The organism is Aeromonas bivalvium, from assembly GCF_000819765.1.
GTDB classification, from domain to species: domain Bacteria; phylum Pseudomonadota; class Gammaproteobacteria; order Enterobacterales; family Aeromonadaceae; genus Aeromonas; species Aeromonas bivalvium.
In genome coordinates this window covers 42,013-68,080 of the sequence record NZ_CDBT01000011.1, presented here as the reverse complement: position 1 = coordinate 68,080, position 26,068 = coordinate 42,013, and the positions used below count along the sequence as shown (strand labels likewise).

Annotated in this window: 22 protein-coding genes, 1 tRNA gene and 1 pseudogene; 18 read left to right on the top strand and 6 right to left on the bottom strand. The window is 58.6% G+C overall.

The genetic code is table 11. The features are described from left to right. The 3 genes and pseudogenes from BN1119_RS04735 to BN1119_RS04725 all read left to right on the top strand — a co-directional run. Positions 1–531: pseudogene (locus tag BN1119_RS04735) on the top strand (cation diffusion facilitator family transporter); the annotation flags it as partial. Positions 532–1,019: 488 nt separating this feature from the next. Further along, entirely contained in the window at positions 1,020–1,535 is a 516-nt protein-coding gene (locus BN1119_RS04730) for a hypothetical protein (RefSeq protein WP_041994700.1), read from the top strand. Between the two features lie 411 nt (positions 1,536–1,946). Continuing rightward, positions 1,947–3,068, top strand: a complete 1,122-nt coding sequence (locus BN1119_RS04725; protein WP_041994697.1) for an alkene reductase — start codon at positions 1,947–1,949, stop codon at positions 3,066–3,068. A 64-nt stretch (positions 3,069–3,132) separates the two neighbouring features. On the opposite strand, the gene BN1119_RS04720 is transcribed toward BN1119_RS04725, so the two are convergent. Next, a complete protein-coding gene (locus BN1119_RS04720; protein ID WP_041994694.1) occupies positions 3,133–4,152 on the bottom strand; it encodes an adenosine deaminase in 1,020 nt (339 codons plus the stop codon). A 211-nt stretch (positions 4,153–4,363) separates the two neighbouring features. Between BN1119_RS04720 and BN1119_RS04715 the strand changes: the two genes are divergently transcribed. The 4 genes from BN1119_RS04715 (at position 4,364) to asnB (ending at position 9,161) form a co-directional block, all read left to right on the top strand. Further along, entirely contained in the window at positions 4,364–5,113 is a 750-nt protein-coding gene (locus tag BN1119_RS04715) for an HAD-IIA family hydrolase (protein ID WP_041994691.1), read from the top strand. 80 nt (positions 5,114–5,193) lie between these two features. Further along, the gene (locus tag BN1119_RS04710) at positions 5,194–6,798 is read left to right on the top strand and encodes a cation:proton antiporter family protein (protein WP_041994688.1); all 1,605 of its coding nucleotides are present in this window, start codon (positions 5,194–5,196) and stop codon (positions 6,796–6,798) included. 100 nt (positions 6,799–6,898) lie between these two features. Next, the gene (locus BN1119_RS04705) at positions 6,899–7,279 is read left to right on the top strand and encodes a cupin domain-containing protein (RefSeq protein ID WP_041994685.1); all 381 of its coding nucleotides are present in this window, start codon (positions 6,899–6,901) and stop codon (positions 7,277–7,279) included. A 217-nt stretch (positions 7,280–7,496) separates the two neighbouring features. Beyond that, on the top strand, positions 7,497–9,161 hold the full coding sequence (gene asnB, locus BN1119_RS04700; RefSeq protein ID WP_041994682.1) for an asparagine synthase B: 1,665 nt from the start codon (positions 7,497–7,499) through the stop codon (positions 9,159–9,161). Between the two features lie 100 nt (positions 9,162–9,261). Here the strand turns inward: asnB and ltaE are convergent, their stop codons facing one another. Both ltaE and BN1119_RS04690 read right to left on the bottom strand, forming a co-directional pair. Continuing rightward, the gene (ltaE, locus tag BN1119_RS04695; RefSeq protein ID WP_041994679.1) at positions 9,262–10,281 is read right to left on the bottom strand and encodes a low-specificity L-threonine aldolase; all 1,020 of its coding nucleotides are present in this window, start codon (positions 10,279–10,281) and stop codon (positions 9,262–9,264) included. A 120-nt stretch (positions 10,282–10,401) separates the two neighbouring features. Then, positions 10,402–10,812 carry a helix-turn-helix domain-containing protein gene (locus BN1119_RS04690; RefSeq protein WP_041994677.1) on the bottom strand — a complete coding sequence of 137 codons (411 nt, stop codon included), beginning with the start codon at positions 10,810–10,812 and terminating at the stop codon, positions 10,402–10,404. A gap of 105 nt (positions 10,813–10,917) precedes the next feature. Between BN1119_RS04690 and BN1119_RS04685 the strand changes: the two genes are divergently transcribed. After that, positions 10,918–11,817, top strand: a complete 900-nt coding sequence (locus tag BN1119_RS04685) for an aldo/keto reductase (RefSeq protein WP_041994674.1) — start codon at positions 10,918–10,920, stop codon at positions 11,815–11,817. Positions 11,818–11,894: 77 nt separating this feature from the next. On the opposite strand, the gene BN1119_RS04680 is transcribed toward BN1119_RS04685, so the two are convergent. Beyond that, entirely contained in the window at positions 11,895–12,173 is a 279-nt protein-coding gene (locus tag BN1119_RS04680) for an RNA recognition motif domain-containing protein (protein WP_167335456.1), read from the bottom strand. A gap of 207 nt (positions 12,174–12,380) precedes the next feature. After that, positions 12,381–12,932, bottom strand: coding sequence for a hypothetical protein (locus tag BN1119_RS04675; protein WP_041994717.1), 552 nt, complete (start codon positions 12,930–12,932; stop codon positions 12,381–12,383). Between the two features lie 156 nt (positions 12,933–13,088). Between BN1119_RS04675 and mepA the strand changes: the two genes are divergently transcribed. The 10 genes from mepA to BN1119_RS04625 all read left to right on the top strand — a co-directional run bounded on the left by mepA (position 13,089) and on the right by BN1119_RS04625 (position 22,636). Beyond that, the gene (gene mepA, locus BN1119_RS04670; RefSeq protein WP_084205287.1) at positions 13,089–13,835 is read left to right on the top strand and encodes a penicillin-insensitive murein endopeptidase; all 747 of its coding nucleotides are present in this window, start codon (positions 13,089–13,091) and stop codon (positions 13,833–13,835) included. A 55-nt stretch (positions 13,836–13,890) separates the two neighbouring features. After that, the gene (locus BN1119_RS04665; protein WP_041994669.1) at positions 13,891–14,478 is read left to right on the top strand and encodes a LemA family protein; all 588 of its coding nucleotides are present in this window, start codon (positions 13,891–13,893) and stop codon (positions 14,476–14,478) included. After that, entirely contained in the window at positions 14,478–15,212 is a 735-nt protein-coding gene (locus BN1119_RS04660; protein WP_041994665.1) for a TPM domain-containing protein, read from the top strand. Before BN1119_RS04665 ends, BN1119_RS04660 begins: the two co-directional genes overlap by 1 nt. Before the next feature lie 25 nt (positions 15,213–15,237). After that, the gene (locus BN1119_RS04655; RefSeq protein ID WP_041994662.1) at positions 15,238–15,855 is read left to right on the top strand and encodes a TPM domain-containing protein; all 618 of its coding nucleotides are present in this window, start codon (positions 15,238–15,240) and stop codon (positions 15,853–15,855) included. A gap of 264 nt (positions 15,856–16,119) precedes the next feature. Then, positions 16,120–16,207: transfer RNA gene (locus tag BN1119_RS04650), tRNA-Ser, on the top strand. An 83-nt stretch (positions 16,208–16,290) separates the two neighbouring features. Continuing rightward, positions 16,291–17,601: a tyrosine-type recombinase/integrase gene (locus tag BN1119_RS04645; RefSeq protein WP_244463678.1), complete on the top strand. Its 1,311-nt coding sequence runs from the start codon at positions 16,291–16,293 to the stop codon at positions 17,599–17,601. A gap of 712 nt (positions 17,602–18,313) precedes the next feature. After that, entirely contained in the window at positions 18,314–19,510 is a 1,197-nt protein-coding gene (locus BN1119_RS04640; protein WP_041994659.1) for a tyrosine-type recombinase/integrase, read from the top strand. A 137-nt stretch (positions 19,511–19,647) separates the two neighbouring features. Beyond that, positions 19,648–20,610 carry a site-specific integrase gene (locus BN1119_RS04635; RefSeq protein WP_041994656.1) on the top strand — a complete coding sequence of 321 codons (963 nt, stop codon included), beginning with the start codon at positions 19,648–19,650 and terminating at the stop codon, positions 20,608–20,610. 537 nt (positions 20,611–21,147) lie between these two features. Further along, positions 21,148–21,405: a hypothetical protein gene (locus BN1119_RS20640; RefSeq protein WP_016351021.1), complete on the top strand. Its 258-nt coding sequence runs from the start codon at positions 21,148–21,150 to the stop codon at positions 21,403–21,405. Positions 21,406–21,625: 220 nt separating this feature from the next. Then, positions 21,626–22,636: an AAA family ATPase gene (locus tag BN1119_RS04625; RefSeq protein WP_041994706.1), complete on the top strand. Its 1,011-nt coding sequence runs from the start codon at positions 21,626–21,628 to the stop codon at positions 22,634–22,636. A 1,211-nt stretch (positions 22,637–23,847) separates the two neighbouring features. Here BN1119_RS04625 and BN1119_RS04620 read toward each other — a convergent pair. Beyond that, a complete protein-coding gene (locus tag BN1119_RS04620) occupies positions 23,848–26,031 on the bottom strand; it encodes a putative bifunctional diguanylate cyclase/phosphodiesterase (RefSeq protein WP_244463677.1) in 2,184 nt (727 codons plus the stop codon). Positions 26,032–26,068: the final 37 nt, after the last annotated feature.

The following is a 26,068-nucleotide window of genomic DNA, read 5'->3' as shown; positions in this document are numbered from 1 at the left end:
CTTCAAGGGGCCAATCTACTCATCGAGGCTGACGTGGCCGAGCGGGTCAACTCCGAACTGGTACGAGTGGACTCCAAGGAGTGGCTGGTGGATACCCTGCTCAGCGCCACCCTGCTCGTCGGCTTTCTGGTCGCCATCGGGCTAGATGCCCTGGGTTACGGCCAGTACAACCGCTACATAGACCCTGTGCTGGTCTCTCTCCTGGCCCTGTGCGCCACCCTCATTCCCATCAAGGTGCTCGGTCGCAATCTGCGAGAAGTGCTGAAAATTGCCCCCAAGGGAGATGTCTCCCGGCTGGTGGCCAGCGAGGTCGAGTCCCTGCGTCAGCGCCATGGCATCGAGTGCTACAGCCATCTGGCGAAAAGCGGCCGCCGCTTCGATCTCGAACTCAACATTCTGGTGGCCCCCGGCCAGGAGTGGCCCGTCGAGCGCCAGGATGCCCTACGCCAGGAGCTCTGGTCCCGCCTCGGCGATACCCTGGGGGATGCCTGGCTCTCGGTCTGCTTCACCCGGGAAAAACGCTGGCTCTGATCCGGCACCTGCCATCCTGATGCAACGCGGGGCCCAATCGCCCCGCGTGACAAGAGCGCCAGGCAAGGCCCCGGCAACCCCTTTGCCAGCTCCCCCTGCGTCACTCTGGCTGTCACTCTGGCTGTCACTCTTGCTGTCACTCTTGCTGTCACTCTTGCTGTCACTCTTGCTGTCACTCTTGCTGTCACTCTTGCTGTCACTCTTGCTGCCATTCTCGCCGTCCCTCCCCTGCCCGTTATTTCTCTGCTTTTATTAATCTTTAAACCATGGACAGAGAAAACCGTTTGCCGAGTCCCTTGAATCAATAACCATTTTCAACGGCACAAAACGTTACGAAAAATTCGTTGCTAAAATTAAGTCGGCCGGCTATTTGTTTTCGTCAAGGACAGACGGCAGACTGAGCGCCGAAATATAGTGATGTTGTTATTCAACGGACAATACAAACAAATGCACTTATTCCATTTTGTTAAACAGTTAAGGCAGGTCCCATGAAAAAGGTGTTGATCACAGTATTTGCATTGACCATGGCGGGCACGGCCAGTGCTGCCCTTCCCCAGCTGAATTACGAGTGCCCGGGCCGGATCCAGATGCACAGCGATGAGGGAGGTCCCGTCTATATCAATGGCAAGGCGGCCAAGCTCAAGCAGTTCAACGACAACTACTACGAAGCCAAGGGGGCTGGTGTCACCCTCTCCATCAGCAACACAGGGGGCCAGTACGATGTCTCCTACACCAGCAAGCAAGGATCCGGTGTCTGCCACCCGGCAGCCACGTCAGCAGTGCCTGCGGCCTCGGCAAGCCCTGCCAGCCCTGCGGAGAAAGCCTGTCTGAAGGCGGTCTCAGAGAAGACGAACATGCCCCTGGCCCAGCTTCAGGTCACTGACGTCATGGACTCCGAAGCCGGGGTCGGCGTCACCATCAAGGTGCCGGGTGCCGATGCCCCCTGGTCCTGCCTCAGTGACAAGCAGGGCCATGTCCAGGGCGCCGCCTACACGGGGCAATGACGCCAATCGCCCCATCACCCCAGCCAGTAACAGGGAGGAAAATACCTCCCTGCTTTATTCTCCTCGGTCGTCCATGACAGAGGGCGGAACATGGCGCGAAAAACGAAATGACGATTAAATCATCCCGTTTTATTTACAACGCCTCTTTTTATTTAACCCCGCACTCATCTTGTTTAATTGTCCCTCTCGTCTGTCGTGACAGGAAAAACATGAAAGAGACGACAGCCGAGGAGATATTCTCCTCTCCCTGCTCCACATCAGCATATTGATAAACCAGCATGTTTCATCCCGGCCCGCCTCTGCTTCTGCCCATTGTTGTCATGAGCGCAGCACTCTTATGCAAATCCCTCCATTTATCTCAATGATGTCTGGCGCTAGAGTCACACCATTCACCCGATGAGGAGTTCCATCATGAACCACGATCCCCTGTTCTGCCCGCTGCGCCTTGGCCAGCTGCACCTTGCCAACCGCATCGTCATGCCCCCCATGACCCGCTCCCGCGCCAGCCAGCCCGGGGACGTGGCCAACGCCATGATGGCGACCTACTACGCCCAGCGGGCCGGGGCCGGTCTCATCATCAGCGAGGGCACGCAAGTCGACCCCATGGGCAAGGGCTACGCCTGGACGCCGGGGATCCACAGCGCCGAGCAGGTGGCTGGCTGGAAGCAGGTGACCGACGCCGTCCACGCCCAGGGGGGCATCATGTTTGCCCAGCTCTGGCATGTGGGCCGGGTCACCCATCCTGACAACATCGGCGGTGCCCAGCCCCTCTCCTCCTCCGCCATCCAGGCCAAAGGGGTGAAGGTGTTTGTCGATAATGGCAGCGATGCCCCGGGCTTTGTGGAGACGGCCACCCCGCGCGCCATGACCCAGGCCGACATCGACGCCGTGGTGGGGCAGTTCCGCCAGGCGGCCCGCAACGCCATGGAGGCGGGATTTGACGGCATCGAGCTGCACGCCGCCAACGGCTACCTCATCAACCAGTTCCTCGACTCCGAGTCCAATGCCCGCACCGACGGCTACGGCGGCGCCCTTGAGAACCGGCTGCGCTTCCTGAAAGAGGTGACCGAGGCGGTCAGTCGCGAAATTGGCGCCGACCGGGTCGGGGTGCGCCTCGCGCCGCTCACTACCCTCAACGGCACCGTCGATGCCAACCCCCAGGAGACCTATCTGGCCGCCGCCAGCATGCTCGACAGCCTGGGCATCGTCTATCTGCACGTGGCCGAAGCGGACTGGGATGACGCCCCCCTGATGGCAGAGAGCTTCAAGCAGGGACTGCGCGATGCCTTCCCCAATACCCTCATCTATGCGGGAAAATATGACGGCGAGCGGGCCAGAGCCGCGCTGCAGGCGGGCTGGGCCGACCTGATTGGCTTCGGTCGCCCCTTCGTGGCGAACCCCGACTTGCCGAACCGGCTGCGCCACGGCTACCCGCTGGCCCCCCACGATCCCGCCACCCTGTTTGGCGGCGGCGAGAAAGGGCTGACCGACTACCCGAACTATCAGGGGTCAAAAGAGCCGCAATCGGCCTGAGACCCGGCCAGAACGCCAACGCCCGCCATCTCTGGCGGGCGTTGGCGTATCATGTCGCCCGGCGCTAGGAGAGGACGACGCCGTGACAGGCGGCATGGCTTCGAATTTCCCGGGTCAGCCGCGCCTTGTCCGCCAGACTCAGCCAGCTCGCTTCGACGGCATTGAGTGACAAGCGGCAGAGCTGGCTCATGGAGGCCCCCAGTTCATGAGCCAGGGCCTGGAAGTTGGCGTTCATGTAGCCGCCGAAATAGGCGGGATCGTCGGAGTTGATGGTGACGCACAGCCCCTGCTCCAGCAAATTCAGTACGTTGTGGTGGGCCATCTGGTCAAACACCTTGAGGCGGGTGTTGGAGAGGGGGCAGACGGTGAGAGGCAACCGGGTATCGGCCAGATAGCGCAGCAATTCGGGATCCTCGGCGCAGCGTACCCCGTGGTCGATGCGGCGCACCTGCAGCTCCCGGATGGCCTGCCAGATGTAGTCCGCCGGCCCCTCTTCGCCGGCGTGGGCCACCACAGGCAACCCCAGCTCGCGGCAGCGGGCAAACACCCGGGCAAACTTGGCGGGGGGGTTGCCCCTCTCCCCCGAGTCGAGGCCGATGCCATGGATGCGATCGAGCAAGGGCATGGCCTGCTCCAGGGTGGCGAAGGCTTCCTCCTCGCTCAGGTGACGCAAGAAGCTCATGATGAGGCGCCAGCTGATGCCAAGCTCCTTCTCCCCGGTCTGCAGCGCCCGTTCTATGCCACCAAGCACGGTGGCGAAGGGAATGCCGCGGGCGGTATGGGTCTGCGGATCGAAGAAGATCTCCACATGGACCACCCCCTCCGCCGCGCAGCGCGTCAGATAGGCCCGGGTGAGGTCGAAGAAATCCTGCTCGGTAACCAGCACGCTGGCCCCCAGGTAGTAGAGATCGAGAAACGATTGCAGGCCGTCAAACTCGTAGGCGGCGCGCACGCTCTTATCATCGGCCCAGGGCAGCGATATGCCGTTGCGCGCGGCCAGGTGCAGCATCAGATCCGGCTCCAACGTACCCTCGATATGCAGGTGCAGCTCCAGCTTGGGCAACCCAGCGATAAACTCGTCCATGATCGACTCCTTCTCTCTCTGCCTCAGCTCTCTCTGCCTCAGCACCTCGGCAAGGCCGACGCCCTGGCCGCGCCAGGCGCGAGGGGCTGTTTGACTCGATTGCTGTCACACCTTGTCATCAAAGGGGCATATAATGGCGCCACAAAAAACATAACCGATTGAAGACATGCAAGAATGTCTCTGCCTCATCCCTGCCCCTGAAGGAGTTTCCATGAAGAAAAACGTCATCTGTGATATCGACGGCGTCATTTTGCACAACAACGATCTCATCCCTGGGGCCGATCACTTCGTCCATCGTCTGCTGGAACAGGGGAGCAAGCTGTTGTTTCTCACCAACTATCCGGCCCAGACCCAGAAAGATCTGCAAAACCGCTTTCGCGCCGCCGGGATAACCGTGCCGGAGGAGAGCTTCTACACCTCCGCCATGGGCACCGCCGATTTCCTCAAGCGCCAGGATGGCAAGAAGGCCTACGTGATAGGGGAAGGAGCCCTGACCCACGAGCTCTACAAGGCCGGCTTCACCATCACCGACATAGACCCCGACTTCGTGGTGGTGGGGGAAACCCGCAACTACAACTGGTCCATGATGCAGCTGGGGGCCAAGTTTGTCGCCCAGGGCGCCCGCTTCATCGCCACCAATCCGGACACCCACGGCCCCATGATGTACCCGGCCTGCGGCGCCCTGTGCGCCCCCATCGAGCGGATGACCGGCAAGAAGCCGTTCTACGTGGGCAAGCCGAGCGCCTGGATCATTCGTGCGGCGCTCAACCGGATGGAGGCTCACTCCGACAACACCCTCATCATAGGTGACAACCTGCGCACCGACATCCTCGCGGGTTTCCAGGCCGGCCTGGAAACCGTGCTGGTGCTCTCAGGGGTGAGCAAGGTGGCCGACATAGAGCAGATGCCCTTTAGTCCCAACCACATCTTCAATTCCGTGGTCGATATCGACATCGTCTAGGTCGGCCGATGGCGGTGCGGCCCCTGCGGGCCGCCCATCCCTCATGTGTTGCGGGCCAAGGCCCGGAAGATGGTAATTGTATGGAACCTGTACTGATCGCCGTGGCGTTCGTCTGCGGCATGCTGGTCAACCTGATTGGCCTGCCCCCCCTGCTCGGCTTCCTCGCCGCCGGCTTCCTCCTCAATGGCATGGGGTATGAGAATACCCCTGCCCTGGCAGAGCTGGCGGATCTCGGGGTCACCCTGCTGCTGTTCACCATAGGGCTCAAGCTGGATGTGCGCACCCTGCTGCGCCGGGATGTGTGGGGCACCGCCAGCCTGCACATGCTGCTCTCCACCCTGCTGTTTACCCTGGTGCTCCTGGTGTGCAAGGGGCTCGGCATGACGCTGGCCATGTCCCTGGGCTGGCAGCTCGCCGTGCTGCTGGGATTTGCCCTCTCTTTCTCCAGCACTGTCTTCGCGGTCAAGGTGCTCGAGGAGCGCAGCGACATGAATGCCCTCTATGCGCGCCTCGCCATCGGGGTGCTGGTGATGCAGGATATCTTCGCCGTCGCCTTTCTCGCCATCTCCAGCGGCAAGCTGCCGAGCATCTGGGCGCTCTGGATCCTGGGTCTGCCCCTCCTGCGCCCCCTGCTGTGCCGGCTGCTCGAACGGGCCGGTCACGGGGAGTTGCAGGTGCTGTTCGGGGTCTTCCTGGCCCTGGTGGTGGGGGCCGCCGGGTTCGAGGTGGTGGGGCTCAAGCCGGATCTGGGGGCCCTCATCATCGGCATGATGCTGGCCTCCCACCCCGCCGCCGCCGGGCTGGCCAAGGCGCTGTTCACCCTCAAGGATCTCTTCCTCATCTGCTTCTTCCTGACCATAGGGCTCAACGGCCTGCCGACCCAGGATGCCATGTGGATAGCCCTGGCCCTGGTGCTGGCGCTGCCGTTCAAGAGCGCGCTCTATTATCTGGTTTACAGCGGCGCCCACCTGAGGGTGCGCACCGTGCTGCTCTCCACCCTGGCGCTGAGCAACTTCTCCGAGTTCGGCCTCATCGTCGCCGCCATCGCCGCCAAGGCGGGCTGGCTCTCCCATGAGTGGCTGGTGGCCCTCTCCCTGGCGCTGGCGGCCAGCTTCATGATCTCGGCTCCCCTCAATGGCCAGAGCGAACGGATCTACCACAGGTTCGGCAACTGGTTGCGCGGCCTGCAGGCCCGCGAGCTGCACCCGGAAGACAGGCCCATCGAGCTGGGCGACGCCAAGGTGATCATCCTCGGCATGGGCCGCATCGGCCAGGGCGCCTATTTCGAGCTGGAGCACAAGTACGGCCCCGTCATCCTGGGGGTGGAGAACGATCACGGCAAGCTGCCCGGGCTGCGCGAGCGCAACATGAACGTGATTGAGGGGGACGCAACCGATACCGACTTCTGGGACAAGGTGCTCATCTCCAACCAGATAGATCTGGTGCTGCTGGCCATGCCCCACCACTCCGGCAACCTCTATGCCATCGAGAAGCTGCGCAGCCACGGCTTCACCGGCAAGATAGCCGCCATCGTCCGCTTCGAGGACGACATCGACTCCCTGCGCGAGCAGGGGGTGGACGCCGTGTTCAACGTCTATGACGAGGCGGGTAGCGGCTTCGCCCGCCATGTGATCAGGGGGATGGAGGGGCGCGATGCCCTTGGCAAGACGGGGACAATCGTTTAGCGTATCTTGCTAGTCGTCAATTAAATCGAACGGGGCGCCGTCGACTACCAGGAGGGAAGTCGATCCTCCCCTGGCCCCACTCCCCTGCCATGGAGGCATCATGCTGACACTCAAAGACTGGACCCTGCTCGACCGCCAGACGGTCACCCCCTCGCCACTCACCCCGGCCCCGGAGCGGATCCTGGCGGGCAACCCGACCCAGAGCGTCTGGAACCACTACTCGGACCCGAGCCAGCAGTTTCATGTCGGCTTCTGGCGCTGCGAGCCGGGGCGCTGGGCGGTGCACTACACGGAGCACGAATATTGCCAGCTGCTGGAGGGGGAGGTCTGCATCCACGATGACGCGGGGAACCAGCTGCACCTCGGTCCCGGGGATCGCTTCGTCATCCCGGCGGGCTTCAGCGGGCAGTGGGAGACCCTCACCCCCTGTCACAAGCTCTATGTGATCTTCGAACCCAGTGCCGAGCCCGAGACGAGATGAGGCGGGGTGCGCCTGGCCCCATGACGCCAGCGTCAAGCTGCTTGACGCGGGCGTCATGGTTTTGAGCAAACAGCCTTAGGCCCAAGGGCCCGATTTTGTGCCATGTTGCCGCTTGCAAAAGGGGGTCGCGCTAGGCATTGTGAATGGCGAGGAATGTAAATGGAATTTCGAGCCCAAACGTGGGGGGCTCAATAAAAATTAAAGAGGATTTACATCAATGTGCTCAATTTTCGGCATTCTGGACATCAAATCTGACGCGGCAAGCCTGCGCAAATCGGCGCTCGAGATGTCCAAGCGACTGCGCCACCGCGGGCCTGACTGGTCCGGCGTCTACAGCTCTGACAAGGCCATTCTGGTCCACGAGCGCCTGGCCATCGTCGATCCGGGCAATGGCGCCCAGCCCCTCTACAACCCGGAACGCACCCACGTGCTGGCGGTCAACGGCGAGATCTACAACCACAAGGAGTTGGAGAAGACCCTGGCGGTGGACTTCCAGTTCCAGACCAAATCCGACTGCGAGGTGCTGCTCGCCCTCTACAAGGAGAAAGGGCCCGCCTTCCTGGATGATCTCAACGGCATCTTCGCCTTCATCCTCTATGACGCCGAGCAGGACGCCTATCTGATTGGCCGCGACCACATGGGCATCATCCCCCTCTACACCGGGCGTGACGAGCATGGCAACCTCTATGTCGCCTCCGAGATGAAGGCCCTGGTGCCGGTGTGCAAGAGCGTGGAAGAGTTCCCGCCCGGACACTACCTGTGGAGCAAGGACGGGGTCCTGACCCACTACTACCAGCGGGACTGGCGCGAGTTTGACGCCGTCAAGGACAACCCCGCCTCGGTCGAGGAGCTGCGCGCCGCCCTCGAGGCCGCGGTCAAGCGTCAGCTGATGTGCGACGTGCCCTACGGCGTGCTGCTCTCCGGCGGCCTGGATTCGTCCGTCATCTCCGCCATCACCAAGATCTATGCCGCCCGTCGCATCGAAGACGATGGCAAGAGCGAGGCCTGGTGGCCCCAGCTCCACTCCTTCGCCGTGGGGCTGGAGGGATCGCCGGATCTCGCCGCCGCCCAGAAGGTGGCCGATCACCTGGGCACAGTCCATCACCAGATCCACTTCACGGTGCAAGAGGGCCTCGATGCCCTGCGGGACGTCATCTATCACCTCGAGACCTATGACGTCACCACCATACGCGCCTCGACCCCCATGTACCTGATGGCACGCTACATCAAGGCGATGGGGATCAAGATGGTGCTCTCGGGCGAGGGCTCGGACGAGCTGTTTGGCGGCTACCTCTACTTCCACAAGGCGCCGAGCGCCAAGGATTTCCACGAGGAGACGGTGCGCAAGCTCGACGCCCTGCACCTCTACGACTGCCTGCGGGCCAACAAATCCATGGCCGCCTGGGGAGTGGAGGGCCGGGTGCCCTTCCTCGACAAGGAGTTCATGGACGTGGCGATGCGCCTCAATCCTGCCGCCAAGATGTGCGGCAACGGCAAGATAGAGAAGCACATCCTGCGGGAAGCCTTCGAGGCCCTGCTGCCCCACGAGGTGGCCTGGCGCCAGAAGGAGCAGTTCTCAGACGGCGTGGGTTACTCCTGGATAGACAGCCTCAAGGCCATGGTCGAGATCGAGGTGACGGATCAGATGTTCGAGGCGGCCTCCTTCCGCTTCCCCGTCAATACGCCCCTCACCAAGGAGGCCTACTTCTACCGCGCCATCTTCGAGGAGCACTTCCCGCTGGAATCCGCCGCCCGCTGCGTGCCCTACGGCAAGTCGGTCGCCTGCTCCACCCCCACGGCGCTGGAGTGGGATGCCAAGTTCAAGGAGATGGCCGATCCGTCCGGTCGCGCCGTGCTGGACGTGCATCAGCAGGCCTACTGAGCCGCGGATTTACCCGCCCCGATAACGCAAAAGCGCAGCCCAGGCTGCGCTTTTTGTTTGCTGGCGCCCGATTGGCGGGGCCCGTTTACATGGCCGGAAGCTAGCGCCCCTGGCAGTATTCGGCAAAGGCGTCGATCACCTCGGCCACGTCATCGTCGGTGATCTGCAAGTGGGTGACCAGCCGCATCTCCCCATAACCGGAGAAGAGGATGCCCCGCTCCTTCATGAAGGCCAGCAGATCGCCGCTCTCCCCCTCGTCGAGCGTCAGGAACAGCATATTGGTCTGCACCTGCGCCAGGCTCAGCGTGATCCCCGGCAGGGCGGCCAGCCCTTCGGCCAGGCGACGGGCCCGGCGATGGTCGTCCGCCAGTCGCTCGAACTGGTGCTCCAGAGCAAATTGCGCGGCGGCGGCGAGGAAGCCGGCCTGGCGCATGCCCCCCCCCACCATCTTGCGCAGCCGTCTGGCCCGGGCGATGGTGGCGCCATCCCCCACCAGCACGGATCCTACCGGCGCCCCCAGCCCCTTGGAGAGGCAGAGGGAGACGCTGTCGAAGGGGGCGGCAATCTCCGCCAGGGAGACCCCGCTCGCCACGGCGGCGTTGGCGACCCGGGCTCCGTCCAGGTGCAGCTTGAGCCCGTGCTCATCGGCGAAGGTGCGCGCCTGACGCAGATACGCGAGGGGCAGCACCTTGCCGCCGTGGGTGTTCTCCAGGCAGAGCAGGCGGGCCTGGGCGAAATGGGGGTCATCGGGCTTGATGGCCGCCGCGAGATCGGCAAAGGCCAGGGTGCCGTCGGCCTGCATGGGCACGGGATTGAGGGCCACCGAGCCCAGCACGGCGCTGCCCATGGCCTCGTAGCGGAAGATGTGGGCCCCCTGGCCGAGCAGCGCCTCCTCGCCGCGCTGGCAATGGGCCAGCACCCCCAGCAGGTTGGACATGGTGCCCGAGGGAACAAAGAGGGCGGCCTCCTTGCCCAGGCGCCCGGCGGCATAAGCCTCGAGGGCATTGACCGCAGGGTCTTCCCCGTACACATCATCCCCCACCTGGGCATGGAGCATCACCTGACGCATGGCGTCCGTGGGTTGGGTTACCGTATCACTTCTCAAATCGATGTAGCGCATCCTGTCCCTCCAATGGCAAGAGCCTGACGGTAAGCCAGCAGCCCCACCCTTGGCAAGGATCAGATGCGCCTGGCGCGCGGGGGCTCGCTCCCAGACCCGCGCAAGGGAGGACGCGGCGCTTCAGGCCTCATCCAGGTGCTTGCCGAACTGACGGGCCATGGCCAGATCGAGAAAGCCGTCGGCCCGCTTGTGGCTGCGCAGGAACTGGTAATAGGCGAGCAGCTTCACCAGGGACTCCTCATCGGGCAGCACGGTGGCGGGCGCCTGTTCGCGCAGCAATTCGCTCGCCCCCTGCAACGCGGCCCGATCCACCACCTCCGCCTGCCGATAGAGATAGCCGCAGCCGGTGGCGAGCCACTCCAGGGAGCAGTTGGCGGCCATGGCGATCTGGTTTGCCTTGGCAAAGCCGGGCTCGGCACCCTTGAGGTATTTGCGGATCAGCGCCTCGCCCAGGCCCACCTTGCGGGCGAAGGCGCTCACGCTCATCTCCCCCATCAATATCCGCAACCGCGTGGCAAACCCAGCGTCCATATGCCCTCCATCAGAACCAAAGTACGAATTGCACGGGGCGCCAATATTGCCTTAGCCGGGAGCAGGGGCCAAGATAGGCCCAGCATTTATTCCAAGGAGTGAGTTATGACCGTATCCCGCCTGCCTCTGCACCCCCAGGGTCCGGAGTTCTCCCGCCTCATCATGGGTTACTGGCGCCTGATGGAGTGGCAGCTCAGCCCGACGGCCCTGCTGGATCTCATCAAGTACCACCTGGACCTTGGCGTCACCACCATAGACCACGCCGACATCTATGGCGGCTATCAGTGCGAGGAGGCCTTCGGCCGAGCCCTGCGCCTGGAGCCCGCCCTGCGCAGCCGCATGGAACTGGTCAGCAAGTGCGGCATCGCCCTGACCGCCAAGCCCGAGCACGCCCTCAATCACTACAACACCAGCAAGGGGCACATCATCGCCAGCGCCGAGGCCTCCTTGCAAAAGCTCGGCACCGATCACCTGGATCTGCTGCTGATCCACCGCCCGGATCCCCTGATGGATGCCGACGAGGTGGCCGAAGCCTTCATCGCCCTCCGCCAGGCAGGCAAGATCAGGCATGCCGGCGTCTCCAACTTCACCGCGCGCCAATTCGAGCTGTTGCAGTCGCGCCTGCCCTTCCCCCTGGTCACCAACCAGCTGGAGATCTCTCCCCTCAATCAGGATCTCACCCTGGATGGCACCCTGGATCAGTGCCAGCAGCTGCGTATCAGGCCCATGGCCTGGTCTTGCCTCGGCGGTGGCAGCCTGTTCCATGATGCCCGCCACGAGGGGCTTCGCCATGAGCTGGCGCGGATCCGTGAAGAGGTGGGGGCCCAGACCCTGGAGCAGGTGGTCTACGCCTGGGTCATGATGCTGCCGAGCCAGCCGCTGCCCATCATAGGCTCGGGCAAGCGCGAGCGGATCGCCAGCGCCGTCGCCTCCGAGCAGGTGCAGCTCAATCGCCAGCAGTGGTTTCGCATCCGCAAGGCGGCCCTGGGCTACGACGTGCCCTGAGTCCGGCCCAATGGGCCCGCTGGCACAAACAGAAACGGCATGGGAGAACCCATGCCGTTTTGCGTTAGCGAGGCCCCTTAACGATGACGCTGGGGGCGACCACGGGGTGCATCTGTCTTGGGCTTGGCCTGATTGACCGTGATGGTGCGGCCACCAATCTCGGTGCCGTGCAGCTCGGCGATCGCCCTCTCGGCGTCGCCATTGACCGGCATTTCAATAAAACCGAATCCCTTGGACTGACCTGTGTCGCGGTCGATGATGATATCGACCTTGTCCACCTGTCCAAACTGGCTGAATACGGTTGTCAGTTCGTCGGCCGTCATCCGGTACGACAGATTACCTACGTAAATCTTCATGCCATCCACTCTCGAGTCAGGGTGCCTTCACTATGCAATCACCGGCGCCGCAGCAAGGGCACAACCACCACGCCGGATTGACCCGGGCATCATGCCAGGGGCCTCCTCGCCTCACAGCCCAAGCCATTGATCTCTTGGACAAGTCAGGCGACAAGTTCAATGCGAATAACTGGCAGTATCTGAGCTTGCCCCCGGCTTGTCTAGAAATTAATCAGCTCGTGGTGGTACCAATTGCGTCAGCAATGCCCCCAGGGCGCGCCGACTGTGCCAGGCCCGTTTAAAGCCGAAGCGGTAGACGCCCGGGCTCACTTCATGGACGGGTTCCTCCCCCAGCCCCAGCAGCTCGACCACCTGAGTCAGCTCATCCTGGCCCAGGGCGAGGTCCAGGCTGAACTCGAGCCACTCTCCGTTGTGGCCGACCCGCCGCTCGCGGCCCACCTCCACCAGGGCGGACCGAGGCAGCGCCCTGACGCTGTCCTGCTGGCCGTTGACGAGATAGAGATGGTCACTGTCCCAGGCGAGCTCCGCCATGCGCCAGGGCTGCCAGTGGCGTGGCACCAGCATCATCAGCAGCACTATGCCGCCAAAAATGACGCCGACCCAGGGCAGGAGCCCCATCTGGGGATACCCTTGCCAGAGCGACGCCCCGACCGCCACCAGACTCAGCACCAGCAGAGTGCCCATGGCGACATAGAAGCGCCCGGCCGGCGGTTGCAGCCAGTAGACTCCCTCTTTGCCGACCAGCTCACTCGCTTTCATCATCCTCTTCCCCTGTTCAGATACCATTGAGGGGCGCATTGTGGCAACAAGGCGGCGCCGGGCGCAAGGGCAAGCCAGGTGCTGGTCTCGCCCCCCGCTCTGTTGCTATGCTGGTGGCGCTCAAAAGACACCCTTTATCCCTGTTCGAGGCACATCATGCTTATCGCCACCCTGCTCTTGCTCGGCGCCACCGCGCAACCCGAGGCCATCGGCGGTTACGCCGGCGGCTGCCTGAAGAATGGCATGGCCCTGCCCCTGAGCGGCCCTGGCTATCAGGTGATCCGCAGCAAGCGACTGCGCTACTACGGTCACCCCGACCTCATCGACTATCTCAAGGGGTTGGCAAGCCGCACCCGGATGGCCGGGCTGCCGGATCTCTACATCGCCGATCTCGCCATGAGCCGTGGCGGCCCCTTCCGCTCGGGACACCGCAGCCACCAGACCGGGCTCGACGCCGACATCTGGTTTCGCATGGCCAACCAGCCCATCCAGCGCTGGGAGCAGGATGCCCCCAAGGAGTGGGCCCTCATCGACGAGCCCAGCTATCGGGTGCTGCCGGGGCGATTCGGCCCCCAGCAGCTGACCCTGCTGCGCCTCGCCGCCCAGCCGGCGGAGGTGACCCGCATCTTCATCAACCCTGCCCTCAAGGCGGAGGTGTGCAAACGCAGCCCGGACGAGCCCTGGGTCGGCAAGCTCAGGCCCTGGGTCGGCCACTTCAGCCACTTCCATGTGCGGCTGCGCTGCCCGGCCGGCAGCCCTGACTGTCAGCCCCAGGCCCCCATACCACCGGGCAATGGCTGCGGCGCCGAACTCGCCTCCTGGCTCAAGGACAAGCCGCAGTTGCCCAGGGTCTCCGTCACCTATCGCAACCTGCCCCCGCTGCCTCGCCGTTGTGAGGGCTGAGCACAAGGGGTATGGTGTGCGGGCAAATATTGAAAATTCACTGGAGAACAACGAGATGGCAACGAGTATCTGGCGCCCCTTCACCCGGACCTGCCTGCTGGCTTCCCTGCTGCTGACCCTGACCGGCTGCGGCATGAACACGATCCCTACCCTGGACGAGCAGGTCAAGGCGAGCTGGGGCCAGGTGGAGAACCAGTATCAGCGCCGCGCCGATCTGGTCCCCAACCTGGTTGCCACCGTCAAGGGCTATGCCAGCCACGAGCAGGAGACCCTCAAGGCGGTCACCGATGCCAGGGCCCGAGTCGGCAGCCTGCAGGTGAGCGATCCCGCCCAGCTCAAGCAGTTCGAGGCGGCCCAGAACCAGCTCAGCAGCGCCCTCTCCCGCCTCATGGTGGTGGTGGAACGCTACCCGGATCTGAAAGCGGATCAGCAGTTTCTCACCCTGCAGGCCCAGCTAGAGGGCACGGAGAACCGCATTTCGGTGGCTCGCCGTGACTACATAGAGGCGGTGCGCCAGTTCAATACCGAGCTGCGCACCTTCCCAGGGGTCATCTGGGCCAAGCTGCTCTACTCGGATCTCGAGCCCAAGCCGAGCTTCAGCGCCAAACCCGGTGCCGACGAGGCGCCCAAGGTCGAATTTTGATGCCTCTACTCATTCGGCCCTGGCTGTTGCTGCTGGGGCTGCTCTGCTCCTTTTCCCTGCTGGCCGCCCCCCAGTTTCCGGCCCTGAGCGGGCGCGTGGTCGATGAGGCGCACCTGCTGAGCCCGGAGCAGGCCAGTCGTCTCACCCGCACGCTCGCGACCTTCGAACAAGGGAGCGGCGTCCAGCTGGTGGTCGTCTCCCTCACCAGCCTGGAGGGAGAGACCATAGAGGAGTACGGCTACCAGCTCGGCCGTCACTGGGGCATTGGCCAGCAGGGCAAGAACAATGGCGTGCTGCTGATCATCTCCCCCGAGGATCGCAAGGTGCGCATCGAGGTGGGCTACGGCCTGGAGGGGGTGCTGCCCGACGCCATCGCCGCCAACATCATCCAGACCCGGATCCTGCCCGAATTTCGTCGGGGTGACATGGCCGCCGGTATTCTGGGCGGCAGCCAGGCCATCATGCAGGCCCTGGCCGGCGAGTATCAGGCCAAGGCTCCTCCCAAGAAGGACAAGGTCAACGGCCTGCTCATCTTCATCATCATGGTGATTGCCATGATAGTGCTGCACAACCTGCGCGGTGGCGGAGGGGGCGGTGGCGGCCGGGGCCGCAGAGGCGCCATCTATACCGCCGGCGGATTCGGTGCCGGACGCTCGGGTGGCGGTTTTGGCGGCGGCAGCTTCGGCGGCGGTGGTGGCAGCTTCGGTGGCGGCGGCGCCTCCGGTGGCTGGTGATCCCGATACCTATTGAGATAAAGAGATGATATCAAAACAGTTTTTCCACACTCTCCAGGCCAGGGTCAAGCAGGCCGAGCAGGCCACTGACGCCGAACTGGTGACGGTACTGGCCCCGGCCAGCGACAGCTATCGCTACATCCCCACCCTGTGGGCGGCCCTGCTCGCCATGCTCACCCCCCTGCTGGTGTTCGAGCTGGGCTTCTGGCTCGGCTGGTACGAGATCCTGCTGACCCAGTGGGCGGTCTGGCTCGCCCTGACCCTGCTGTTTCACTGGACCCCCATCAAGATGCTGCTCATACCCAAAAAGGTGCGTCGCCACCGGGCGGCCCTGATGGCACGGCTGCAGTTTGTCGAGCAGGGACTGCACCGCACCCACGACCGGCTGGGGGTGCTGATCTTCGTCTCGGTGGCGGAGCACTATGTGGAGATCCTGGTCGATGACGGGGTCGCCCGGCACATAGAGAACGCCCAGTGGCAGGCGATCATCGACGACTTCACCGCCCGGATCCGCAAGGGTGAGGTGGAGCCCGGCTTCATCGAGTGCGTGACCCGCACCGGCGCCATCCTGGCCGATGCCTTCCCCCCCACCCATGACAAGAACGAGTTGCCCGACAGCCTGATCATGCTGGACACGCCATGAGGCGATAAAAGCGCCAGAGTCGGCACAAAAGCTGCGCAAACGGAAAAAGATATGAAAAACAAGGGGAAAAAAGGTTGACCCGTCACCGGCTTTCCCCTAAATTACGCCCCGTTCCAGCGCAACAGCGCAGTGAACACAGTGTTGGCTGAACACGTTAAATAACAGACCAAAATTTGGTGAGGTGTCCGAATGGCTGCCCACCGACGAAGTCGGCAAGATGCGCGCGCAGCGTGCTCCGAAAGCCACTTCAAGAAGTAAAAATTTGGTGAGGTGTCCGAGTGGCTGAAGGAGCACGCCTGGAAAGTGTGTATACGGCAACGTATCGAGGGTTCGAATCCCTCCCTCACCGCCAAATATAACCCGTTGAATTTCAACGGGTTTTTTCATTTCTAGACTTACGTGATTTTTTTCCTGGATCAACTGGGTGGAACAATCATGTATCTGAGTAAAAATGCCTCCGGCACCTACTACACTCGTCTCCCGCTGCCTAAGTCATTACGTGACCGTGGCTTGCCCTTCGCTATCCGTACTTCCCTTTGCACCAAAGATAGGCAGCTCGCTGTAGATCGAAACCTGGCTGTGGCAGCTCGCACTCGCGCACTGATCGCGGCTACCCCTGCCGATACGGCTCCCCGCAGTTTCTATCGCTGGATCCGCGCCGATCTAGACGCGTTCAAGGCAGCGGGGTTCATCCTGCCGCCTCAAACACCTTCCACACCTCGTGAACCTTCTGTTGATGGCTCAGCTTGCCCCAGCAGTGGGATCACGCTCACCCACGCACTGGCGAGATTCATCGAGACTAAAACCAGTGAGGGGATCCAGCATAAGTCGGTGGGCCAGCTCCAACTTCGGATCAACGCCTTCGTCACCTGGGCCAAAGGGGTCAAAGTCGATGAGGTGACGCCCGCGCTAGCACAGGAGTATCGCAACGGCTTGCTGCGTAAGGCCGACATCAGTTTCAAAACCAAGACCGATTATTTGGCTGCCCTGAAACAGTTCTTCCGTTGGTGCGTGGCACTGGACTATTGCAGTCGTAACCCATTCGATGGGCTGACGGCAGGTAAAAAGCCGAACAAACGGGCGGATGAGGAACGAGTGCGTTGGTATCGCCCTCAACTGGCTCAGCTGTTTGCCAGCCTGCGCAGCAAACAATCCCAGAAAGGTAAAAAGTTGAAAATCCAGGACTGGTGGGTACCGCTCTTGTGCCTGTACGCAGGGCTGCGTCCCTCTGAGGCCTGTCAACTCAAAACTCAGAACATCAAACAGGTTGAGGGGATTTGGTGTTTGATGGTCGATGCGGGAGAGGCGGATCAGCAGCTCAAAACCGTCAATGCGTACCGTACCGTGCCACTGCACAGTGCGTTGATCGGACATCAATTCCTGGACTATGTGGAGAGTCGTCGCAGTCAAGGGAAGGTATTTTTGTTCGATGACCAACCATCAGGCAAAGACGACGACTGGGCGCATAACATCACCTGTCGCTTCCAACGCCACCTCAATGAGGCTGGCATCGTAGGTCAGGGCCGTCCCACGCTTTACGGGCTGCGGCATACCTTCATCGATGAGTTACAGCAGGCGGATGTCGCTGAGCATGTTGTAGCCGAACTTGCGGGACACAGTAAAAACGGCCTGACGTTTGGCCGCTATGGCAAACGTGTGAACATTAGGCTGCTGAATGAGAAAATCCAATCCCTTCCTACCGACCTGATACCCCACCACCTGCTGTCAGGGGGAAAATCACCGTAAAGATGACGCATATTTTTTGGGTAACAGGGCTGTCTCCCCCCCATGAAAAAACCAATATGAGAGCATTTCTCGGCGGTTTAATGGGGCGGGTATGGCCCTATCTTCATGATTTATAATGATTTTAAGCACATTGGAAAATATTTAAAAAACCTAATAAAAACATGTTGACATTTCTTTTTCTTTGTGTGTTATTTTCATTGACGAGTGGTCCTCAATCGTTGTAGTATGCTGATAAAGCTGCTAACAAGGACATAACAACGACAGTAAACACGAAGGATCGAAACGAAATGAATATGGCGTAGAACACACCGACACGTTTATCTCGTTCAAACAAGGGTTATCACCCCTTCAGATTTAAAAAATACCGCCAATATCACAGCTATCTTCGATACGCTGAACGGGTTGTTATTACCCAAATTCGGGTGAAGTGAATAACACATGGTATTTGCTTGATGCAATGTTGAGTAAAAATCTGACGGGAACATTTGATTATATCGATTAAATGACATCAGCTATCGCTAATGTATACTTGGCATTTGACAAATTAACAGGATTTTGAGGTGAAACTTATCTGTTTATAGCGTCACAGAGTAATTTATATCGCTGTTTTTAGGTGCACTATTACCCTCTCGGTATCGATGCGTGAGCATCACGTTTTGCTATTGCTGTTTTTGTAATTGAAGGAGTATTTATAACTGTAATGAGGGTAATTATGAACAAACAAACCAATAAAAGGACCGTTCAAAAACAAAAAACTAAACACAACACTGTGCGTTCAGTCATTGTTGATGAGCATTCACTGGCGTCAGCCATTCGTCAGCACCTGGAAATCAAAAAATACCAGTATGCGCAGACAACCTATGACATTTCGAAGCGTAAAGCAGAACAGTTGATAAAATGGATTGGTGATAAACCGCTGACGTCATATCGTGCGAGTGACATTGAACTGCTCGTAGTGAAATTTTGCAACAAAAAATATAAAGGAAATACCATTAACCAATATTTGGATATATTGAGACAAGTGTTTGCCCGAGCTGTCAGCGATGGTGTTATTCATACCAGTCCAATGGATGGCATTAAAAAATGCAAATTTGAGGTGGACGAACCCGATCCATTTTATCAATACGAAATTAAGGCATTTCTTGCCCTGAAAAGCACCCATTTGCTGGAGGTGTCACTCATCCAACTCGGTATCTCTACGGGTCTGCGCATCAGTGAGTTAATGGCGGTCAGTGCGGAGGCGGTCAATCTCGACAAGAAGACCTTATTGGTTGACCTTGCGTTGGTTGATGGGCAGTACAAAACGCCCAAAACCAGGGGATCTATTCGCACGATAGAGCTGTCAGAACAGGCTGTTGGATCTCTCAAAACCTTGATGAGGCTAGCGGAGCATCGTAAGGCTAAGAAGATTACGGTCACGAGGTCGGACAATCGCACTCAGATGAGTGAACAACGCACCCTGCTGGCTTACTACAGCGCCAAAAGGCGCAGTTATGCCTCGGTTGATGAGTTCCGTGAGCGGTTTTTCAGGCCGTTCTGTCAGGCTGCTGGGGTGCGTTATCGGGGGCCATCTCAATTTCGGCACACCTATGCAAGCCAACTGCTCTCGGCGGGGATCAGCATCGAGTGGATAGCCCGTCAGATGGGGCACACCGGTACAGAAATGGTGGTACGCCATTATGGCAAGTGGTTGATGGAGGACGCCCCTGATTATAGGGGTAGGGCTGACACGGTATTTAATGCCTGTATGGCTGGTCAGCAGGCTCAAGTTACTGTGCCGAGCTGTAATCAAAAAACTGAAGATAAAAACACAGAAAGCGAATTCGATGTCGACGCATTACTGGCAACTCCTGCTGTCATGCAGAGATTGATGAGTGTTTTAATGCAGCGAATTTCTGTGGCGCAGTAAATCACTGTCTACATCACGCATTCAGCATTAATTTAAAACTAAATCGCACCTTTAATAAAGGGATCCACGTCGTGGGTGGGGAAATCCTGCCCACTATCTAAAGAAGGCGTTATTCAAGCGCTCTGGGAGATGACCGAATGGCTACACAGGCAACGGAAAAGGAATATGAAAGACTGGCAAAAAATCATTATGAAATCCTAAAGGAAAAGGGCCTTAATATCACAGCAAAAAACATTGCGGATGAATTGTTGGCTCGCGCTTCAGAATGCAGTCCTGGCTATTGGCGAAAACTGCGCTGTGCACTGGTATATCATCAACAATTGTTGAATTTTCCCGACGCGGCCGAGCGAATTCAGGCCCTGAGTAGGCCAGATATACCGGTTAAGGCAAAACAAAAAAGAGTTAAAAAGGTCGATAATGATGATCTCGTTGCACTGATTCAGTATTTTAAGGCGCGTAATGACAGCGCTATGTTGGCGGCCATATTGTTGTTTATGCGCGCGGGGATAAGACCTGCTGAACTAGCCACCATAACTGCGCAGGGTAATCGGCTCACCGTTATCGGAGCCAAAAAAAGCCATGATGGCAAACGTGGTGCAGATAGGGTCTTACAGTTTGACACGCTTTCGCCAGAGAAATTGCAACTCATGGTGACCGAGGCAAAGAAAGCAAAAATTGGCTCATTGCAGGACAAGCTGCGTGCGGCGGGCAAAAACCTCTGGCCGGCGCGAAAATCGCTGCCGACCTTTTACAGCTGGCGCCATCAGATGGGCTCTGAGCTCAAAGCGTCTGGGCTCGACCGGCAGCGCATTGCCTACATCATGGGTCATCAGGCAACGTCTTCTGTGGACAAATACGGCAATCGTAAATCCGCTAATGGTAACGTGTTACCCACTTGCCCAGCGGATGCTGACCTGAGCCATATCAGGACAACGCACGCCGAGCTTTCTGTGGATAACAAAACTTATCGCCAGGAAGCTACACCCACAACAGTGGCTGAGCCTTCGCCGAGCGCAGATTCAACTGCCCCTACAACGCCGAGAGGCATGGCGGCATTCATCAATCGGCATCGCGATGCCGATGACGATTTATCCCGATAAGGGAGCGGCTACAGGGGGACTGCCTTGCTGCTATCACAGCATGGCAAATCCCCCTGGGGCGCAACCGTAAGAACGCCTTCGTCGCAACCGTAAGAACGCAGAGCCAACACAGTGTAAGAACGCGGGGTAAAACATTCTTACGAACGTAAGAATGTGGGTGTGGTGAGAGTAGCGAACCCGGAACCCCCGTAGGTTGCGCAGCGACCGGAGTGGGGTGGAGAACCCATTTTTATGGAGGGTATGAAGCGATTAATATGGCATGACAAAGGAGCCGAATATAGGGGTCAAGGTGGAGTCTGACGAGGCACGAGGAGGAACTACCTTGATGCCTATATATCGGTGACGGTCATCCATATTGATGGCGAAATACCAGACATAAAAAATGTTTAGATGATTATTTGTTATTACACAAAACGCAGCCATAACATCGCTTGGTGCTGATCAATCGAGGGCGTTTACATCACAACCAGTATCTAACCAGCAGAATTTATGACAGCCGAAAAGGCACCATATTGTTTAACAACATAGAGGAAATAGATGAAAATTCTAAACGAAATTTTGGCAATCATTTCAGAACACCCGCGCACCGGATCTAGCAGGGTGCTGGCTGCTGCGTTGGCATCGGCATGTAACACTCAATACACAGTGTCATTGCTCGATGTGTCTGTGAGGCTCGATGAAAGTGGCAGGCGGCTGGTTGAGCGCCTTGCTCGGATCACTCTGGAAGCCGATTATTCGAACGATGCACAGGATCGGGCGCTCCAACGCCTTCGGGCGCTCGGGCTCATTTGCTGATCGAGGACAGACGACCAATGCCACCATTGTTGGTGGCATTTTTATACCTGATTATCCATGCCCTTCATACTGATAGCGCAATATCAGACATAAAAACACTGTATCTGCAACAACACGGGGTAGTTAATTATACATATACGCATGATTAGCTTATGCATATATGTAAACGATGAGACATATCAACATAGTACTAAGTCACCACAATAATATAGGTATGTTTATGAATAATGAAAAACATTATAATTTCAGTCCTGCTGCTGGATTAATTTCCAGCCAGCAACGCCCTAATTGGGTGGTGGATAATCTGATTGAAAAAGGCGAACAGTGGATTATTAATGGCTCGCCCAAAACGGGTAAATCGTTGCTTGCAACGCAGTTGGGCTTGGCTGTAGCCAGCGGTAGTGTATTTTTAAATTGGGAAATTAAAAGGCCAGCTCTCGTATTGTATATGGATTTTGAGGTCAATGACAGATTGTTTTGGCAGCGGTACTACACCATGTCGGCACAGACCAACTTGGGAGATGCAAAAAACATTAAAACATTCTTGCGGTGCGGCGATTATAAATCGACTGATGTATTAGATCCTATGGCATCACAGGCAATAATAGATATTGTCAACGACATTCAACCGGATTTGATCATCTGGGATGTCCTCGCTCGGATGCATAATGCAGAGGAAAACAACAATGGCGAAATGGGTCAGGTGATGCGAGCCATTCGAAAAATCAGCGGCTCAGCTGCACACATCATCGTTCATCACGCAAGAAAGGCTTCGCCTAATGCAGGTGGGGTTAAGGCTGGCGTAATGAGCATGCGGGGAGCTTCTTCGATTCATGGTGAGGCCGATGGTGTCATCTCACTGGGGACGCGAGAGGGTCAGGGCGCTCGCTACAACCTGACGTTCAGTGCGAGGGCTGTTGAAACACCTGACGAAATACTCCTTAATCGTATTGGGCTGACATTAGTCAGTGCCATCGGGGAGGAGCGCGACAGGCTGATGGATGGGCTGCTGGAGGCACTGGAAGGCCAGGAGGCGATTTCTGCCACCACATTGACCGAGAGGTTTTGCCAGTATTTCTCTGTAAAAGAACGGCAGGCAAAAAATTACATAAAAAAATGTGTCGATAATGGTTGGGTGACAAGGGTGGCGACATCTGAACGGACTGAATATGTATTAACAGATGGCATTGCTATCACACATTTAGCAGATTCATCCACATCCGCCAATTAATTGGATGCAATGGTGCAATGAACTACATATATATAAGTATTGCATGTGATATATTGCACCCCCTTAACAATCCCCCGGCTCGATGAGGATAAATCTACTCTTATCCTCATCGGTTGACATCTCGAAAATAAGTAGGTATGAAAGCATCAAGTATTAATTTTAAAAAAATCTAACCCCCCCGTTTGTTTTCAAATAAAAAAGGAATTTTTTCATGAAAACAAAAAAACGGTTTTATTATTTTACTGGCTGGGATTGAACTTCACGCTGCCTCTTTTTCAGTGCACTCTCCTCCTTATCGCCATTTGTAAAAATGCGTCTCATCGGAAGCCGTCTTTACTTTCATAAATTCCACATAGAACTGCGTTCTATGTGAATATATGATCCAGAGTTTAGCAATGCAGGCCGGTCAATAAGAACTCATCTCAGTGTATTAACGGTCAACTCTGAGCTCGTTAGGAGAGACCCGTCGGCCAAGTGGTACGGGTGCATTCAAGATACGAGAAAATTGTACTTATAAGCACCCCAGTTTTTCGGGGGGGGGGATTGCCGGTCAATAACTGTGCAACAAACACCCAAAATGAGCAAAAAAAAACCAAGAGCAAAATTTGTACAATTATTTTTTCAATAAAAAACTCCTTTAAAATCAATGGCATGATCCATTTTTTTGGCTTGACAGAGGCAATCTCTCGGTTTACCGTGGGCACATCTCTTAGATACCCAATGGCGACTCATGATGGATCAACTATGCGATAGGATTTTGAAATGGCGGGAGAAATTTAAAAATTTCAATATCTCTATTTATACTAATTTTTCGTGGGGCTGGTGATCGGGTTCTGCTCCCGAGTATTCAAATAGGATGATTGTTATATCATCACAACAGCAACCGTTTGCCAATTTCCCCCACTGGACTAATCATGATAATTTTAACTAAAAAGCGGCGTTGTTTCCCAAATCGATGCAGCTTGAATGGAACTAACTGAGGACTTGGTGATCTGATCACCACCATCCTTTTCAAGTCTGTATCATGGGCACGTAGCTTCACTCCATCACCAACTGGCTTAAATACAACAAGTCTTTGATTAATCGTGGTTCACTCACCTTCTGGGTTGATGCCGATCTGGCCATCTGTTGCTCCTGGTGTGAACTGCCTTGTTGCGATAGGGAGAACGTGCAGGCTGCACCGTTTGACGGGACGGGTGGCAGCATTTGAGTCATGTTGTCGCAGCGTACCCAGAGCCAAGGCAAGGCGCAATCGGTGAATGCGTGATGGGCGCAGATAGGGGGCAGGTTAAGGCGGACATGCTGTCTGGGATTGCCACCTCGGCGCAGCAGTGCGCCAGCAGCTGGTCGCCCGTCATGGGGCGCCCGAGCAGATACCCCTGTAGGGTGTCGCAACCGAGCAGGGTCAGCAGGGCGCGCTGTCCCTCGGTTTCTACCCCTTCGGCCACGATGCGCATCTCTAGGGCTTGGCCCAGGGCGATGATGGCATCGATGATGGTGGCATCGCCCCCCTGTGGCGCCAGCGTGGTGACGAAGCCCCTGTCTATCTTGAGCTCGTTGGCGGGAAAGCGCTCGAGGTAGAGCAGGCTGGAGTAGCCGGTGCCGAAGTCGTCGATGGAGATGCCAAGCCCGAGCTCGGCCAGGCGGTTGAGGATGGCCAGGCTCTCCTCGGCGTTCTCCATGGCGGTGGTTTCGGTGATTTCCAGAGTCAGGTGACGGGCCTCCAGCCGATGGCGGGCGAGGGCGGATTCCACCTCTTCCAGCAGGCCGGGGCTGGCCAGCTGTATGGTGGAGAGATTGACGGCCACGCTCCAGTCCGGGTGTCCCGCGTCACGCCAGCGGCTCATCTGGCGGCACGCCTCATCGATGACCCAGTTGCCGATGGGGATGATGAGTCGGCTCTTCTCCGCCAGGGGCAGGAAGCAGGCCGGCGAGATGGCCCCCTGCTGCGGGTGTTGCCAGCGCAGCAGGGCCTCGGCACCGACCACCTCGCCGCTACGGGCAGCGTATTTGGGCTGGTAGTGCAGGGCGAGCTCCCCCCGCTCCAGGGCGTGTTGCAGCTCCTGTTGCAGCAGGAACTGCTGGTGGGCGTTGGCGTTCATGGGGCTGTCAAAGTAGTTGTAGTGGTTGCGCCCCCGCTCCTTGGCGTAGTACATGGCGGCGTCGGCGTTGAGGGTCAGCTCGTGCAGGCTGGTGCCGTCCTGGGGATAGACCGCAATGCCGATGCTGGCGGTGATGTGCAGGCTGTGGTGTTCACACTGATAGGGCTGTGCCAGCGTGGCCAGCAGACGCTCGGCGAAGGCTGTGGTCTGGCCGATGTCCCCCGGCGCCAGGGCCAGCACGAACTCATCCCCCCCGAAGCGCGAGGCGGTATCATTGGGGCCAAGCAGAGCAGTGATCCGCTCCGCCACTTCGACCAGCAGCAGATCCCCGGTGTGGTGGCCGTAGGCATCGTTGATGATCTTGAAGCCGTCGAGATCGAGAAACAGCAGGGAGAAGCTGCGCTGGCTGTGCTGACACTCCTGAATGCGCTGCTCCAGGCGGTCGGCGAACAGCAACCGGTTGGGCAGCCGGGTCAGGCTGTCGTGCAACGCCAGTTTCAGCAGCTCGTTGTGGGCCTGCTGGAGGGAGGTCGAGAGGCGCGCTGCGTGGGCATCCAGCATGGAGAGCACCAGGGCGATGGCGAATACCGCCAGGGTCACGATGATGACCACGGTCGCCAGCCACTGGGTATCGAGCCCGGTGTAGAGGGCACCGCACAGACTCCTCTTCGGAAACTGGGCCGCCGCCATGCCGGTGTAGTGCATGCCAATGATGGCGCTGCCCATGACGAGGGAGGCGCAAGCCTTGCTGAAGAAGGCGTGCGGGCTGCTGTTGCGCAGCCTGAACGCAATCCAGAGGGCGGCCCCCGAGGCGAGCACGGCGATGAGGATGGAGAGGACGAAGAGCCCCCTCTGGTAGTGAATGCCGGGCATTATCTGCATGGCCGCCATGCCGATGTAGTGCATGGTGGCGATCCCGGCACCCATCAGCACGGCCCCGAACAGGATCCGTCCCCAGGGGAGCTGGGGGCGGCTCACCAGCCAGAGGGCGAAGGCCGACGAGCCGATGGCCGCGACCAGGGAGAGACCGGTGAGGGGGAGATCGTAGCCGAGCGCGATGGGCAGGTTGAAGGCGAGCATGCCGATGAAGTGCATGGACCAGATACCGAACCCCATGGCAAAGGCACCCCCCGTGAGCCAGAGGGCGGCGCCCCATCCCTGGCTTTGGCTCACCCGGCTCGTCATGTTCAGCGCCGTGTAGGAGGCGAGCACCGCCAGCAGGATGGAGAAGAACACCAGGTCGTTGCTGTAATAACTGTCGAGCATGGGGTGGGTCGCGGTCACTTGATTCATTCTGGGATGGATAACGGCCTGAGCCATGGCCTGGCTG